This is a genomic window from Blastomonas ursincola (assembly GCF_013607875.1).
GTDB classification, from domain to species: domain Bacteria; phylum Pseudomonadota; class Alphaproteobacteria; order Sphingomonadales; family Sphingomonadaceae; genus Blastomonas; species Blastomonas ursincola.
Map to the genome: position 1 here is coordinate 187,049 of NZ_VDES01000003.1, position 13,918 is coordinate 200,966.

15 protein-coding genes and 1 tRNA gene are annotated in these 13,918 nt (G+C 65.7%); 12 read left to right on the forward strand and 4 right to left on the reverse strand.

Going from position 1 to position 13,918, the window contains the following annotated elements; genetic code table 11:
* The first annotated feature begins 9 nt into the window (after window positions 1-9).
* The 4 genes from FG486_RS14730 to FG486_RS14745 are packed head-to-tail and all read left to right on the forward strand — an operon-like array spanning window position 10 to window position 2,312.
* Complete coding sequence (locus FG486_RS14730; RefSeq protein WP_060977833.1) at window positions 10-531, forward strand: prolyl-tRNA synthetase associated domain-containing protein; 522 nt, start codon at window positions 10-12, stop codon at window positions 529-531.
* Between the two features lie 39 nt (window positions 532-570).
* Window positions 571-1,581 (forward strand): GTP 3',8-cyclase MoaA, encoded by a 1,011-nt coding sequence (gene moaA / locus FG486_RS14735; RefSeq protein WP_181268101.1) that lies wholly within the window; start codon window positions 571-573, stop codon window positions 1,579-1,581.
* 7 nt (window positions 1,582-1,588) lie between these two features.
* Complete coding sequence (locus FG486_RS14740; protein WP_181268102.1) at window positions 1,589-1,837, forward strand: MoaD/ThiS family protein; 249 nt, start codon at window positions 1,589-1,591, stop codon at window positions 1,835-1,837.
* A 1-nt stretch (window position 1,838) separates the two neighbouring features.
* Window positions 1,839-2,312 (forward strand): molybdenum cofactor biosynthesis protein MoaE, encoded by a 474-nt coding sequence (locus FG486_RS14745; protein ID WP_181268103.1) that lies wholly within the window; start codon window positions 1,839-1,841, stop codon window positions 2,310-2,312.
* Between the two features lie 35 nt (window positions 2,313-2,347).
* On the opposite strand, the gene FG486_RS14750 is transcribed toward FG486_RS14745, so the two are convergent.
* Window positions 2,348-3,130, reverse strand: coding sequence for a SapC family protein (locus FG486_RS14750; RefSeq protein ID WP_181268104.1), 783 nt, complete (start codon window positions 3,128-3,130; stop codon window positions 2,348-2,350).
* A gap of 103 nt (window positions 3,131-3,233) precedes the next feature.
* Window positions 3,234-4,670, reverse strand: a complete 1,437-nt coding sequence (locus tag FG486_RS14755; RefSeq protein ID WP_181268105.1) for an FAD-binding oxidoreductase — start codon at window positions 4,668-4,670, stop codon at window positions 3,234-3,236.
* Window positions 4,671-4,898: 228 nt separating this feature from the next.
* Here FG486_RS14755 and FG486_RS14760 point away from each other — a divergent pair, with 228 nt between their 5' ends.
* Both FG486_RS14760 and FG486_RS14765 read left to right on the forward strand, forming a co-directional pair.
* Window positions 4,899-5,402, forward strand: coding sequence for a hypothetical protein (locus tag FG486_RS14760; protein ID WP_181268106.1), 504 nt, complete (start codon window positions 4,899-4,901; stop codon window positions 5,400-5,402).
* Window positions 5,403-5,535: 133 nt separating this feature from the next.
* Window positions 5,536-6,909, forward strand: a complete 1,374-nt coding sequence (locus FG486_RS14765; RefSeq protein ID WP_181268107.1) for a DEAD/DEAH box helicase — start codon at window positions 5,536-5,538, stop codon at window positions 6,907-6,909.
* A gap of 18 nt (window positions 6,910-6,927) precedes the next feature.
* Here FG486_RS14765 and FG486_RS14770 read toward each other — a convergent pair whose 3' ends face one another.
* Window positions 6,928-7,800, reverse strand: coding sequence for a class I SAM-dependent methyltransferase (locus tag FG486_RS14770; protein WP_181268108.1), 873 nt, complete (start codon window positions 7,798-7,800; stop codon window positions 6,928-6,930).
* 41 nt (window positions 7,801-7,841) lie between these two features.
* On the opposite strand from FG486_RS14770, the gene FG486_RS14775 reads away from it, so the two are divergent.
* The 5 genes from FG486_RS14775 (at window position 7,842) to FG486_RS14795 (ending at window position 10,416) form a co-directional block, all read left to right on the forward strand.
* A complete protein-coding gene (locus FG486_RS14775; RefSeq protein WP_181268109.1) occupies window positions 7,842-8,588 on the forward strand; it encodes a ComF family protein in 747 nt (248 codons plus the stop codon).
* Window positions 8,589-8,656: 68 nt separating this feature from the next.
* Window positions 8,657-8,914 carry a glutaredoxin 3 gene (gene grxC / locus FG486_RS14780; RefSeq protein ID WP_066274251.1) on the forward strand — a complete coding sequence of 86 codons (258 nt, stop codon included), beginning with the start codon at window positions 8,657-8,659 and terminating at the stop codon, window positions 8,912-8,914.
* A gap of 16 nt (window positions 8,915-8,930) precedes the next feature.
* Window positions 8,931-9,758, forward strand: coding sequence for a carbon-nitrogen hydrolase family protein (locus FG486_RS14785; protein ID WP_181268110.1), 828 nt, complete (start codon window positions 8,931-8,933; stop codon window positions 9,756-9,758).
* Complete coding sequence (locus FG486_RS14790; RefSeq protein ID WP_181268111.1) at window positions 9,755-10,264, forward strand: DUF1178 family protein; 510 nt, start codon at window positions 9,755-9,757, stop codon at window positions 10,262-10,264. Before FG486_RS14785 ends, FG486_RS14790 begins: the two co-directional genes overlap by 4 nt.
* Window positions 10,265-10,339: 75 nt before the next feature.
* A tRNA-Arg gene (locus FG486_RS14795) sits at window positions 10,340-10,416 on the forward strand.
* Between the two features lie 17 nt (window positions 10,417-10,433).
* Here FG486_RS14795 and FG486_RS14800 read toward each other — a convergent pair.
* The gene (locus FG486_RS14800; protein ID WP_181268112.1) at window positions 10,434-11,837 is read right to left on the reverse strand and encodes a S41 family peptidase; all 1,404 of its coding nucleotides are present in this window, start codon (window positions 11,835-11,837) and stop codon (window positions 10,434-10,436) included.
* Window positions 11,838-12,250: 413 nt separating this feature from the next.
* Between FG486_RS14800 and FG486_RS14805 the strand changes: the two genes are divergently transcribed.
* On the forward strand, window positions 12,251-13,795 hold the full coding sequence (locus FG486_RS14805; RefSeq protein WP_181268113.1) for a globin-coupled sensor protein: 1,545 nt from the start codon (window positions 12,251-12,253) through the stop codon (window positions 13,793-13,795).
* The last annotated feature ends 123 nt before the right edge of the window (window positions 13,796-13,918 follow it).

Below are 13,918 nucleotides of genomic sequence, written 5' to 3' on the forward strand. Positions count from 1 at the left end.
GATCGCAGAATGACCGATGACAGCCGCCTCCATGCCGAACTCCAGTCTGCGGGCATCGCCTTCGACCAGGTCGAGCATGAGGCGGTGTTCACCGTGCTCGAAAGCAGCGCGATCGAGCGCGCCATACCCGGTGCGCACACCAAGAACTTGTTCCTCAAGGACACCAGCGGCCAGTTCTACCTGGTCACCGTGCTCGCCGAAAAGCAGGTCGATCTGGGTGCGCTCCGGCATCTGGTCGGGGCAGGGCGGTTCAGCTTCGGCTCGGGGGACGAGATGGTCGAACTGCTCGGCATCACACCCGGTTCGGTGACGCCGCTTGCGGCGTTCAACGACAAGGCGGGCAAGGTGCAGCTGGTGCTCGACGAGGTGCTGGCGGCGCAACCGCGCGTCAACGTCCACCCGCTGCGCAACACGGCGACTCTGGGGCTTTCGGGGCTCGATCTGGTGCGGCTGCTGGTGCGCTGGCGGCATGCGCCGCTGATCGTCCCGGTGCCGAACAAGGCGCCCGCAGCCGAGCCGTCACAAAATTGATGGTGGGCGCGGACGCAAGCATGCGATAACGATGCCAACATGAACGAGGTCGCCGCCCGCCCGTTGATCGACGGCTTTGCCCGCCGCATCAGCTATGTCCGCCTGTCGGTCACCGACCGGTGCGACCTGCGCTGCGCCTATTGCATGCCCGAGCGGATGCAGTTCCTGCCCAAGGCCGAGGTGCTGAGCCTCGAGGAATTGCACCGGCTGTCGCTGGCGTTCATCGAGCGCGGCGTCCGCAAGATCCGGCTGACCGGGGGCGAACCGCTGGTGCGGCGCGACGTGATGACGCTGGTGCAGCGGCTGGGACGCGAGATCGGCCACGGTCTCGACGAGCTGACGCTGACCACCAATGGCACCCAGCTCGCCGAACATGCCGCCGCCTTGGCCGATGCCGGCGTGCGGCGGATCAACGTCTCGCTCGACACGCTCGACCGCGACCTGTTCGCACGGCTCACCCGGCGCGATGCGCTGGACAAGGTGCTTGCCGGTATCGATGCGGCCGATCGCGCGGGGCTGAAGGTCAAGATCAACGCGGTGGCGCTCAAGGGGCTCAACGAGCACGAGCTTCCTGCGCTGATCGCCTGGGCGCATGGCAAAGGTCATGACGTGACGCTGATCGAGGTGATGCCGCTGGGCGAGGTCGAGGAAGACCGGTTCGACCATTATCGGCCACTGCCGCAGGTGCGCGACACGCTCGAGCAGCGCTGGACGCTGACGCCGAGCGATCACAAGACCGGCGGGCCGGCGCGCTATTTCGACATTGCCGAGACCGGCGGGCGGCTAGGCCTGATCACCCCGCTCACCAACAATTTCTGCGCCGGATGCAACCGGGTGCGAGTCACCGCGACCGGTCAGATCTACATGTGCCTCGGCCAGAACGACCGGGTCGATCTGCGCGCGGCGATGCGCGGGCCGGACAGCGATGCGGCGCTCGACGCGGCGCTGACGCGCGCGATCCGTGCCAAGCCCGAGCGGCATGATTTCCATATCGATGCCCCGGGCGCCGCACCCGCGCTTGCCCGGCACATGTCGATGACCGGCGGCTGAGCGCACCATGGCGAAACTGCTGTTTTTCGGGCGGCTGGGTGATCTGGCGGGAGGGATCGAGCGGTCCGTCGGCCTGTCCGAGCCGCACAGCGTGGCCGCGCTGATCGGCGTGCTGGAGGCGGGCGACAGGCTGCTCGGTAGCGCGCTGCTGGAAGGCCGGGTGCGCTATGCGCTGAACGGCACGATCGTCGATCGCGATGCGATGGTCGCGGATGGCGACGAGCTCGCCTTTCTGCCGCCGGTCAGCGGAGGGTGAAATGCTGAGGCGCGTCACGATCGCCTCTGGCCCGTTCGACCCGGAAGCCGAGATTGCCGCGTTTCGCAAGGCGCTGCACGATTCCGGGGCGATCGTCACCTTTACCGGGCAGGTGCGCCCCTCGAACGGCGATGGCAGCGTGACCACGCTGAGCCTGCAGCATTATCCAGGCATGACCGAGCGCGGCATCGAAGCGATGCTTGATCAGGTTGCCGAGCGGTGGCCGCTCGAGGCGGTGCTGGTCATCCACCGCGTCGGCGACATGCGTCCGCACGATCCGATCGTGCTGGTCGCGACGGCAAGCGCGCATCGCCGGGCCGCGTTCGAGGCGGCGGATTATCTGATGGATTATCTGAAGAGCCGCGCGCTGTTCTGGAAGAGCGAGACGAGTGCGAGTGGCAGGGCCTGGATCGAGCCGCGCGACGAGGACTATGCTAATGCCGCGCGCTGGGATGCCTATCCGGGCGGGGGCTGACAGCTCAGCCAGCCCGCCCGGATAGGATTGGCAGATCAGTTGACCGCAGCAGGAACCTGAAGGTTCGGCACCTTGCCGTCGGCAGCCTGCTGCGCGAACAGGTCGCGCATGTTCTGCAGCGAGAACAGGTGCGCATAGATCAGCGGCAGCGCGCCGTTCTGGTTCATCTTGCGCAGTTCGTCTCCGCGCAGCTCGCGCAGCTTTTCCTCGTTCACCATCTGGAAGCCCTGATAGACGAAAGGCTGTGCCAGCGTCGGGTGCTCGATCTTCAGCTCGCCGTCCATCAGCAGGTCGTGCTTCTTGAGCTCTTCCATGAAGAAGGCGGTTCCCTGAACGGCGCGCTCGAAATCCTCGCAGAACTGCAGGATGTTCTTGGTGGTCTGGCTCGGCTGATCACCGTCGAACAGTGCTTCGCCTTCCTCGAACTCGCCCAGCGCTTCGCAGGTCGGATCGAAGCACAGCGACAGCTCTTGCGAATCCGGACGCAGGCGCGCGAGCATGAACGGATAGCGGCGCACATAAGCAGGCACATAGGCCGGCTTGCGATACTTGCCATCGTCGTCGAGGAACACGTTGACGCCTTCGTTCATGCCCATCAGCGCCAGCGGAACCGGGTCCGGACCAGCCGAGAAGATGATCGGATAGTGGCGCTGCGCCTGGCTGAATTCCTCGGCCGTCAGCGGGATCGCGTGCTGGTTCTTCAGGAAATGCGCGCCTTCCAGCGTCCGCGAGCGGAACTTTGCATGGTCCTGGGAATTGAGCGGCACCAGGTCGTTGAAAAGGACCGGCAGGTTGGTGGCTTGCGGCGCACTGGCCATGAAATATTCTCCGCTGACATTGTGATTTTCTCGGTAAAACCGGATTACGCGCCTTAAGTGGCTGGCAGGCGACGCGCAAGAGGAACTCGCCGCCAGCGCGGCGTCAAAGCGGAACGAGCTTGCCCGGATTCATGATCCCCTTGGGGTCGAAGGCCTGCTTGATGGCCTTGAGTGCCATCAGGCGCGCAGGATCGCTCAGCCGCCCCAGCTCGTCGCGCTTCATCTGGCCGATGCCATGTTCGGCGCTGATCGATCCACCCGCCGCCACGACCAGATCATGGACGAAACCACTGATTTCCTTGCCAGGGTGCTCAGGCCAGGTGGCACGGTCCGATCCCCTGGGGGCAGCGACGTGGAAATGGACATTGCCGTCGCCCATATGCCCGAAGGCAGCCACTTCGGTGCCGGGGAAGCGGTTCTCCACCTCGGCGCCCGCCTCGATGATGAAACGCGCCATGTCGGCCACCGGCACGCTGATGTCGTGCTGCATCGCAGGACCTTCGGCACGTTCGGCCTCGGAGATCGAATCGCGCAGCTTCCAGAAGGCCTCGGCTTGCGATTCGCTCGACGAGATCGCCGCGTCCTGCACCAGGTCGCGCTCGAAGGCTTCGGCCATCAGCGCTTCGGCCAGCTCCTGCGGCGGGGGTGCGGCGGCATTGTCGCGCGCGAACTCGATCAGCACATGCCAGGGATGCGCGCTGGCCAGCGGCGCCCGGGTGCCGGGAATGTGGTGCAGCACATTGGCGAGGCAGCGCTGGGGGACGATCTCGAAACCTTCCATTTCGCGGCCCGCGCGCGCCTCGAGCATCAGCAGAAGTTCGCGCGCTGCGAGCGGCGAGCGCACCCCGGCCCAGACGACCGCACGGTCGATCAGCGCCGGAACGAGCTTGAGCGTCGCGGCGGTGACGATGCCGAGCGTGCCTTCGGCACCGACGAGCAGATGCCGGATGTCGTAACCGCGATTGTCCTTCTTGAGCGTGGCGAGGCCGTTATAGATCGAGCCATCGGGCAGCACCGCCTCCAGCCCCTCGACCAGCGCCCGCATCGTGCCGTGGCGCAGGACCTGCGTGCCCCCCGCATTGGTCGAAACGAGTCCACCCACGGTCGCCGAGCCCTTGCCACCCAGCGTGAGCGGGAATCGCAGCCCCTGCGCGGCGACCGCCTCGTGCAGCGTCTGCAGCACCACGCCTGCTTCTGCCACGACAGTGCGCGCGGCAGGGTCGATAGCGCGGATCGCGTTCATCCGCCGCGTGCTGAGCAGCAGGGCGCTGCCACCGGAATCGGGCGTTGCGCCGCCGACCATACCGCTATTGCCGCCCTGGGGCACGATCGGCGTCCCGGTCTCGCTCGCCAGGCAGACAATCTCGGCGAGTTCCTGAGTATTGGCGGGAGCGACCATCGCCATCGCCGCGCCGTGATAGCGCCCGCGCCAGTCGGTCAGCCAGGGGGCCAGGTCGTGCGCATCGGTGGTGAGTCCTTTCGGGCCAAGCAGCGCGGCAAGCCGATCGGTCAGTTCGGGGCGTTCAAGGGCGTCGTTCATGGCCCGCCTGATACACCTGCTGCTTCATGCCGACAATCGGCTGGGATACCATGGCGTCGGTGGTAAAAATGACACAGTACCCGACAAAACGAGGGTTGATCAGGGCTAGACGGCATCGTTAATCCACCGTTCAATCGCTCGGACTAACCCGGGCGCCAGGGGCTAAACGGGTCTGGAGGTTCGCCGCGCGCGGCCATGGCATATGTCGAATCCTTGCTGGGGTTGCTGTTGCTGAGTTCGCTGCCATTGGCAGACGAGCGGCGCAGTCCCGTGGGCGACACGGAGCCCTTCGTTCCGGCGCAGCTGGGGGAGATGCTCGATCCGCGGCCCGAGGTGCTCGCGCAGGTCCGCATCGAGCAGCGGATCATCATCCGCGTTCCGCGCCAGTCGCTCTCGCGCTCTTCGCTGATGGCCGACATTGCGCCGCCCCGGCGCGCGCCGAGGCCCGAGCCGCCGAAGTTCGAACGGCGCAAGGTCGGCAAATGCCTGGCGATGCGCGATGTCTCGGGCGTGCGCGTGATCAACGACGACATGCTGGTGCTGTTCATGCGCGACCAGCGGATGATCGAGGCCGAGCTGGAGAAATCGTGCAGCGCGCGCGAATTCTATCAGGGCTTTTACATGGAACGCAGCGGCGATGGCCGGCTGTGCGTCGATCGCGATCTGCTGCAGGCCAGGTCGGGCAGCAAGTGCGAGGTCAACAAGCTGCGGCAGCTGGTCCCTGAGGATTGATTTCGCCCCGTAATTCCGGCGCAGCAAGGTTGACTTTCGGGCATTGTTTGCGCATGGCGCGTGCGTGGCTGATGGCCCGGCATGAATGGCGTGACGAGAACTGACGCGCCGCTGCCCTTATTTCGGATATTCTATGATATTTGCCGATCTCGGCCTTTCCGACAAGTTGATCCAGGCCGTAACCGATTCCGGCTATACCACCCCCACGCCCATTCAGGCGCAGGCCATTCCCCCGGTGCTGATGATGCGCGACCTGATCGGCATCGCGCAAACGGGGACGGGCAAGACGGCGAGCTTCGTGCTGCCGATGATCGACATTCTGGCCGAGGGCCGCAGCCGCGCCCGTATGCCGCGCTCGCTCATCCTCGAGCCGACGCGCGAGCTCGCCGCGCAGGTCGCCGAGAATTTCGAGAAATACGGCAAGTATCACAAGCTCTCGATGGCGCTGCTGATCGGCGGCGTGTCGATGGGGGATCAGGTCAAGGCGCTGGAAAAGGGCGTCGATGTGCTGATCGCGACCCCGGGCCGCCTGATGGACCTGTACGATCGCGGCAACATCCTGCTCACCGGCTGCAACCTGCTGGTGATCGACGAGGCCGACCGGATGCTCGACATGGGATTCATCCCCGATATCGAGACGATCTGCACGCGGCTGCCCGCACAGCGCCAGACTTTGCTGTTTTCCGCGACCATGCCGCCGCCGATCAAGAAGCTGGCGGACAAGTTCCTGAACAACCCCAAGTCGATCGAGGTTGCGCGCACCGGCAGCGCCAATGCGTCGATCGAGCAGGGCAAGGTGCGCGTCGCATCGCGGCGAAAGCGCGACACGCTGTTCACTATGCTTGATGCTGGCGTGCAGACCGCGATCATCTTCTGCAACCGCAAGACGACGGTACGCGATCTGAACAAGGCGCTGCGCCAGGGCGGGTTTGACAGCGGCGAGATCCATGGCGACATGGAACAGAGCGCGCGGCTGGCCGAGCTGGAAAAGTTCAAGAACGGCACGATCAACATCCTGGTCGCCTCGGACGTTGCTGCGCGCGGTCTGGACATCAAGGGCGTGAGCCATGTGTTCAACTATGACGCGCCCTGGCATCCGGACGATTATGTCCACCGCATCGGCCGTACGGGTCGTGCAGGTGCGACTGGCAAGGCATTCACCTTCATCACCGAAGACGATGCCGAAGCGCTGGCCAATATCGAAAAGCTGATCGGCACGACCATTCCCGAAGTCGTGATCGAGGGCGTCGAAGCGCCGGTGCAGGATGATAAGCCGCGCGAAAAGCCGGCCAAGGGACGCGCGCCCCGCAAGAGCGAGGAGCGCAAGCCCGCAGAACGCAAGGCGCGCGAGGAAAAGCCGCGTGACGAGAAGCCGCGTGCGGAAAAGACGCGCGACGATCGCCGCAAGCCCGCACGGGCGCGCCGCGAGGAGCGCGACGACGGTCCCGACGATGGGTGGAACGGCCCGATGCCCGACTTTCTCTCGGTTGGCTTCGGCACGACCTGAGCGCAACCGCTCTCGATCTTATTCTCCCGCGTCACCTTTGCGTGCCTTGTCGAGTAGCCCCGCGAGCGAGGCGGTCGCGCTGCCGCGCCGTGCGGGTTTGGGCTGATCGGGCGAGGGGGCCCAGCCGCTGAGATACAGCATCTCGAACCGCTCGGGCGTCTTGCCGTCGCTGTCGGCATCCTCGGCAAAGCGCTGCATCGCCGCGACTAACCCAAGTTTTCCGATCGCCGGGCCTGAAATGGCGAGCGTGTTGGTCCAGCCATGCGCACGAAGATCGGCGATCAGCGCGGGCAGCGAGGAATAGCGCACGGTCAGCGTGTCGCTGTCCGCCACCGGCATGGCAAAGCGCGCGCGCTGCAGCAGATCGCCCGCCGCACGCACGTCGATCTGCGGATGGATGCGCGCGGCGACACCGCGTCCGCCAGCCTCATCCGCCGCCAGCATTGCGGCCTTGAGACGCGGCAACGAGCCTGCACCGATCATCGCCGCCATCATCAGCCCGTCGGGGCGCAGCGCGCGGTTGATCTGGATGAGCGCGCCGGGAAGATCGTTGACGCTGTCGAGCGTTCCCAGTGCGATCACCAGATCGAAGCTCGCCGGTTCAAAGGGCAGCAGGTCCTCGTCGCACTGCACGTTGGTCCCGATTGGCCCTGCCCGCGTCACGCGAATGCCCCGTGCGTCCATGGCTGCCATCAGGCTGGGCGGGGCCATGCCCAGCACCAGCGCCTCGCCAAAATCGCGCGTCACCCACGAGAGTCGCTCGACGATCTCGTCCGCCATATGCTCAGCAAGGAATGCGCCGGTCTGCCGCGCCAGCCGTTCGCCGCGCGCCATCGCGAGGCGGCGGCGCTGCGGCGAGAAGAGCTGGCGGGGGGCGCTATCCTGGTTCATCGCGGCCTTGTGCCGATGCGCGCGCCGCGCGACAAGGGGGCATGTCGCTTGCCACCGCCCTGCGCCCGCTGGTCGATCTGGTGCTGCCCCCGCGCTGCCCCGGCTGCGGCGTGCTGGTCGAGGACGACCTGCAATTCTGCCCTGAGTGCTGGAATGCCCTGCGCTTCATCAGCGATCCCAGTTGCACATCGTGCGGCAAGCCCTTCTCCGAAGGGCGCGATGCCGACCTCGCTTGCGCCGAATGCCTCGCCGATCCGCCGCTGCACGATGGCATCAAGGCGGCGGTGCTCTATGACGACCTGTCGCGCTCGATCGTGCTCAAGCTCAAGCATGGCGGCAAGATCGGCCTGGCGCGGCTGGTCGCGCGGCATCTGCAGCGGCATATCCCCGAAGACACGACCGATCTGGTGCTGATCCCGGTGCCATTGCACCGCTGGCGGCTGTGGCGGCGGGGGTTCAACCAGTCGATCCTGATCGCGCGCGAACTGGCGAGGCCGCATGGCCTGATGGTCGAGACCGATGTGCTGCGCCGCATCCGCGCCACGCCGCCGCTCAAGGGCATGACGCGCAAGCAGCGCGGACTGGCGGTGCGCGGGGTGTTCGATATCCCCAAGGACAGGCGCGAGCGCATCCGGGGCAGGCACGTGCTGCTCATTGACGATGTCTATACCACCGGCGCGACCTCGCGCGCATGCGTGCGGTTGCTCAAGCAGGCGGGCGCGGCCAGCGTGACCATCTTCTGCTGGGCGCGGGTGCTGCGCGAGGGCGACGAGGCTGCGGATATGTGACAGGTCCGTTGCGGGGCTGTTGCATTTCCGCGCAAAACGCCCAAATATCGGGGGCGGAGGACGCATTCATGGCCAAGGTCGAAATCTATACCAAATTTACCTGTCCCTATTGCTTCAGGGCGAAGTCGCTGCTGAGCAAGAAGGGGGTGGACTTCGACGAGACCGAAGTGTCGATGGGCGGCGAGCCCAAGGCCGAGATGATCCGCCGCGCCGGTGGGCGCACCACCGTGCCGCAAATCTTCATCGACGGGCAGCATATCGGTGGATCGGACGACCTGGCGGCGCTCGACCGCGAGGGCAAGCTCGACCCGCTGCTGGGGCTGTGACCACGGACCGATTGCGATGAAGATTGCTGTCCTGCAGATGACAGCAGGGATAGACCCTGCGGACAATGCGCGCACGCTGGTGCAGGCGGTGCGCGATGCGAAGGCGGGCGGCGCCGAGATGCTGTTCACGCCCGAAATGTCGAACCTGATCGACCGCAATCGTGCGCGCGCAGCCGATACGATCCGCAGCGAGGGCGAGGATCCTGTTCTCGCCGAGGTCCGCACCGCTGCTGCCGAACATGGTCTGTGGGTGCATCTGGGCTCGCTCGCGGTACGGGGCGATGCGCCCGACGCAAAATGGCGCAACCGCGCGTTCGTGATTGCGCCCGATGGCAGCATCGCCGCGCGTTATGACAAGATCCACCTGTTCGATGTTGACCTCGCCTCGGGCGAAAGCTGGCGCGAATCCGCCGTCTATGAAGGCGGCGAGCAGGCAGTCGCGGTGCGGCTGCCGGAGGCGGTGCTGGGCCTTTCGATCTGCTACGACATCCGCTTTTCCGCGGTGTTCTCGGCCCTGAGCCGCGCCGGAGCCGACATTATCGCGGTCCCGGCGGCGTTCACCGTGCCCACCGGACAGGCGCACTGGCATGTGCTGCTGCGCGCCCGGGCGATCGAGAATGCGTGCTTCGTCGTCGCCGCCGCGCAGACCGGCGATCATGCGGACGGCCGCAGCACCTATGGTCACAGCTTGGTGATCGACCCCTGGGGCGAAATCCTGCTCGACATGGGCGAGGCACCCGGCTTGGCCTTTGCCGAGCTCGACCTGGCACGCATCGCCGATGTGCGTTCGCGCGTCCCCGTCATCGCCAACCGCAGGCCTGTCGCGGAGGCGGTGTTGCCGTGATCGTTTACGACCTCAAATGCGCGAACGACCATGTGTTCGAGGTCTGGTTCGCCTCCAGCCAGGCCTATGAGGACCAGCGCGCGCGCGGCCTGATCGCCTGTGCGTTTTGCGGATCGACCGAGGTCGGCAAGGCGGTGATGGCACCACGGCTGAATGCCAAGGGCAATCAGCGCGATGTCAGCCTGCCTGCGGTGATCGATGCTCCAAGCACGCCATCGCCCGTCAGCATCAGCAATGCGCCCGCTTCCGCGCCAGCCCCCGCTGAGGTCGCCAAGCTGCAGGCGGTGCTGCACGCGCTGGCCCAGGCGCAGGCGAAGGCGCTCGAACAATCGACCTGGGTGGGCCGGGATTTTGCCGACCGCGCGCGCGCGATGCATTATGGCGAGGAAGACCATGCGCCGATCCACGGCCAGGCCGATCCTGACGAGGCCGCTGCGCTGGTCGAGGAGGGCGTCGCCGTCGCGCCGCTGCCGTTCCCGGTCATCCCGCCCGACGCCAAGAACTGACGCGAATATCGTTCGAAACCGGCGCTGCCGAAACGATTGCCTTGCCGCCCCCGCTTGGCTAAACCGCACCGCAGTGCGCCCGTAGCTCAGCAGGATAGAGCATCAGATTCCTAATCTGGGGGCCACAGGTTCGAATCCTGTCGGGCGCACCATCCTCTCATGTGCCGCATCAGTCCACCCGCCGCGCCAGCTCCTTGGCGGCATGGGCGACCGGGTCTTCGACATCCGCCGGTATCAGGACATCGGGCGCGATGCCGTGCGGGTCGACCGGATCGCCCGGCAGCCGCAGCGAGCGCGTGGTGGCCCAGTGGAGCTCGAACCGGCCCGAGGGGGCGGGCATGCCCATCATCTCGCCATAATCGATCACGCCGGCGGAATTCTCCTGCCCCATCAGCACGACCTTGCGGCTCTGCCGCGCGTCCATGATGAAATTCTCGGCCGAGCTTCCGGCGCGGTCGATGAGCACCGCGATGCGTGCCGGATTGGGCAGCACCCGGTCCAACCGGAGGATCTCCACCGCCGGTTCGCGCGGCAGGAACGCCTGGCTGGCCGATTGCATCCGCTGGCTCTCGCTCGCCAGCAGCCGCGCTGCCTCGGGCGAGGCGCTTTCCAGCGTCCGCGCCGTTTCGCCGCGCAGCCGGGCATTGTCGGCGCTGACGCGCAGTTCGACCCCGATCCGCCAGATCGGGCGGGTGTAGAGATAGGGCAGCACCGGATCATAGGTGAAGTCAGATCCGCCGCCATTGCCGCGAATGTCTATGATCAGCTGCGGTGTCCGCTCCAGTTCGGCGGCATTGTCTGCGATCAGCTTGCGGATCGCATCGAGATGGCTGGCATGAAATGAGGGGAGGCGCAGATACAGGGTGGCGTCGTCTATCCGCTCGAGCAGAAATGCGTCGCCGGGCCATCGGCGTTCTGCCGCCTTCTGCGCTTCTGGGGTCGCCTGCACGCGCCGCCACTGGCCTAGCTCGTCGACGTCCAGCACATCGCCGTTGCTGCGAAGGCGCGCCTGCAGCGCAACCTCGGTTCGGTCGCCGGCACCATAGAGCAGGGCATAGCTGCCATCGGCAGCGCGCGTCAGCACCGCCTTGACCTCGCCGGGGGTCCAGGTCTCGGCCGCAGTGGACAGGATGACGGCATCGAACACCTTTGCCGATCGGTCGCGCCGCAGCACGGCCAGACGATAGCGATCGTCGATCAACCACAGCCCCTCGACCGGATCGGCCGCTGGGCCCAAGGCGTTCAGCCTGGCCAGCGCGCTCTGCTCGTCGAGCGCGCGCCGCCGGGTTTTCCATGGCGACGACTCCGGCGCTGCGGCCCATTGCAACTGAAGATGACCATCATCGAACCAGGCGAGCCAATGTTTCAGGCTCTGTCGAAAGACGGCCTCATCGCCTGATGCGACCTGCGCCCGGAGACGAGCCGTCAATGCATCGAGTTCGGCCTTGCGTTCGCCCCCGGTCTTGGTGGGCCAGCCTGAATAGTTGCGCTCGATCGCTGCGGTCATCCAGTCGAAATCGGCGAGATTGGCCGAAGGTGTCGCGGCCTCGAGCGGGCCGCCAGCAAGCGCCATCAACCCCAGGAGGAGCGACAGGCGGGCCAGGAAAGGATGCAGGCGGCGGTGGAGAAGAGGGGGTGGGGTGAGCATCGTCGTCCATCATCCGGATAGCGGTTTTGTATCGCCGCAGCGCCGATCGCGTGTCAACCTGGGCGCGCGAGCCGGGTTCAGCCCGGAGGCCAGCCTTTTTCGCAGACCGGCAACCGCCCGGCGGGATCACGCTTCGTGCGCCGCCGCCTCTCGCCGTGCCGACACCTCGCGCGAGCGACAGCCAGGGCGCCTCGAAACGGCGCTGGCGGCACGGTCCGGCGATCCTGTCCGTTAACCCATATTCCTCCCCTGCGGGCGTACCGTAGTTATACCGTATTTAGGGTTTTGTTTACGACACAAGCACTTATTCGACCCCATAGTTTAATGGGGATTGGGCCATGGACACGGCATCGGCAAATCAGGACAGGCTTTCTTTCTTCGGTATCGATAGTAAAGACTATAAGAGCTTTCCACGCATACTGAAACTGCTGCAGAAGCACGCGCCGGAGGCTCTGGCCGATTTTTACGAAAAGATCGCCGCAACGCCCGAGGTCGCCAAGTTCTTCAAGTCGAAGCAGAACATGGACCATGCTCGCGACAAGCAGCTTAACCATTGGGTTCAACTTTTCTCGAACCAGATCGGCGAGAATTATTTCGGAAAGGCCGAGCAGATCGGCAGCGTGCACGCCAGGATCGGACTTGCGCCGACCTGGTATATCGGCGGCTATGCCATGGTGCTCGAACAGCTGATCCATGAGGCTGTCGCCAGTTCGCCGCTGGCGCGGCTTGCAGGCAACAATCTGGGCAAGGTGATCGGCACGCTGGTCAAATGTGCCCTGCTCGACATGGATATTGCCCTTTCCAGCTACTTCCGTGCGGAGGAAGCCCAGCGCCTGGCCGTCATCTCCCAAGTCGGCCAGGCGCTGGAATCGCTTGCAAAAGGCGATTTCACCGTCCGTCTCGAGGGCCTGCCGCCCGCCTTTGCCAAGGTGGAGCAGGACTTCGACTTCATGCGCACCCGGATCAGCGAAACGCTGACCCAGGTCTCGCAGACCGCAGAAAGCATCAACACCGGCTCGATCGAGATCAGCCAGGCGTCGGACGACCTGTCTTCACGCACCGAGCAGCAGGCGGCCTCGCTGGAGCAGACCGCCGCGGCAATGGACCAGCTGACAGGGGGCGTGCGCGAAACCGCCGATGGCGCAGCGCATGTCAACCGCTCGGTGGCCGAAGCGCATTCGGACGCGACGCGCGGCGGTGCGGTCGTCAAGGAAGCGGTCGCGGCCATGGACGATATCGAGCGGTCCGCGCAGGAAATCGCCAAGATCATCAACGTGATCGACGGCATTGCCTTCCAGACCAACCTGCTGGCGCTGAACGCCGGGGTGGAAGCGGCGCGAGCCGGTGATGCGGGCAAGGGCTTTGCGGTCGTCGCCAACGAGGTGCGCGCGCTGGCGCAGCGCTCGGCCGATGCCGCCAAGCATATCAAGGAACTGATCAGCGAGAGCTCGCGACAGGTCAATCGCGGGGTGGAACTGGTCGGTCAGTCGGGCGAGGCGCTCGACAGCATCGTCGGCAAGGTGGCCGAGATTGCTAGCCTCGCCGCGAACATTTCCGAGCTCGCCGCCGCACAGTCGAACAGTCTGCAACAGGTGAACACTGCGGTCAGCGAGATGGACAAGATGACGCAGCAGAATGCCGCGATGGTCGAGGAATCGACCGCCGCTGCGCGCAGCCTGGCGACTGAGGCCGATCAGTTGACGGGGCTTGTCTCGCGCTTCTCGCTGGAGGGCGGCCCCGTCGCGCGGGGATCGACGGTGCGTGAAATGCCCCGGCATGCCATATCGCGCCGTCCCGCCAGACCCGCTGCTCGGACAATGACGCAGGGCAATCTTGCCATGGCCATCACCACCGATCCCTCCGAGGATTGGTCGGAATTCTAAGGGGCCGATGGCAGGGGCAGATGCACCATGCGTCATCCCATGTCGCCAACGGCGCCCGGTCGATGTGCCGATAGCGCTATCGGCACTAGCCCTTGCAGATCGCGGAGCCTTGAAAGCGGCGTG

Excerpts from the sequence above, each read along its gene's own strand:
- FG486_RS14730 (WP_060977833.1), top strand. The coding sequence starts at position 10 with ATGACCGATGACAGCCGCCTCCATGCCGAACTCCAGTCTGCGGGCATC.
- moaA (WP_181268101.1), top strand. The coding sequence starts at position 571 with ATGAACGAGGTCGCCGCCCGCCCGTTGATCGACGGCTTTGCCCGCCGC.
- FG486_RS14740 (WP_181268102.1), top strand. The coding sequence starts at position 1,589 with ATGGCGAAACTGCTGTTTTTCGGGCGGCTGGGTGATCTGGCGGGAGGG.
- FG486_RS14745 (WP_181268103.1), top strand. The coding sequence starts at position 1,839 with ATGCTGAGGCGCGTCACGATCGCCTCTGGCCCGTTCGACCCGGAAGCC.
- FG486_RS14750 (WP_181268104.1), bottom strand. The coding sequence starts at position 3,130 with ATGGCCAGTGCGCCGCAAGCCACCAACCTGCCGGTCCTTTTCAACGAC.
- FG486_RS14755 (WP_181268105.1), bottom strand. The coding sequence starts at position 4,670 with ATGAACGACGCCCTTGAACGCCCCGAACTGACCGATCGGCTTGCCGCG.
- FG486_RS14765 (WP_181268107.1), top strand. The coding sequence starts at position 5,536 with ATGATATTTGCCGATCTCGGCCTTTCCGACAAGTTGATCCAGGCCGTA.
- FG486_RS14770 (WP_181268108.1), bottom strand. The coding sequence starts at position 7,800 with ATGAACCAGGATAGCGCCCCCCGCCAGCTCTTCTCGCCGCAGCGCCGC.
- FG486_RS14775 (WP_181268109.1), top strand. The coding sequence starts at position 7,842 with ATGTCGCTTGCCACCGCCCTGCGCCCGCTGGTCGATCTGGTGCTGCCC.
- grxC (WP_066274251.1), top strand. The coding sequence starts at position 8,657 with ATGGCCAAGGTCGAAATCTATACCAAATTTACCTGTCCCTATTGCTTC.
- FG486_RS14785 (WP_181268110.1), top strand. The coding sequence starts at position 8,931 with ATGAAGATTGCTGTCCTGCAGATGACAGCAGGGATAGACCCTGCGGAC.
- FG486_RS14800 (WP_181268112.1), bottom strand. The coding sequence starts at position 11,837 with ATGGCGCTTGCTGGCGGCCCGCTCGAGGCCGCGACACCTTCGGCCAAT.
- FG486_RS14805 (WP_181268113.1), top strand. The coding sequence starts at position 12,251 with ATGGACACGGCATCGGCAAATCAGGACAGGCTTTCTTTCTTCGGTATC.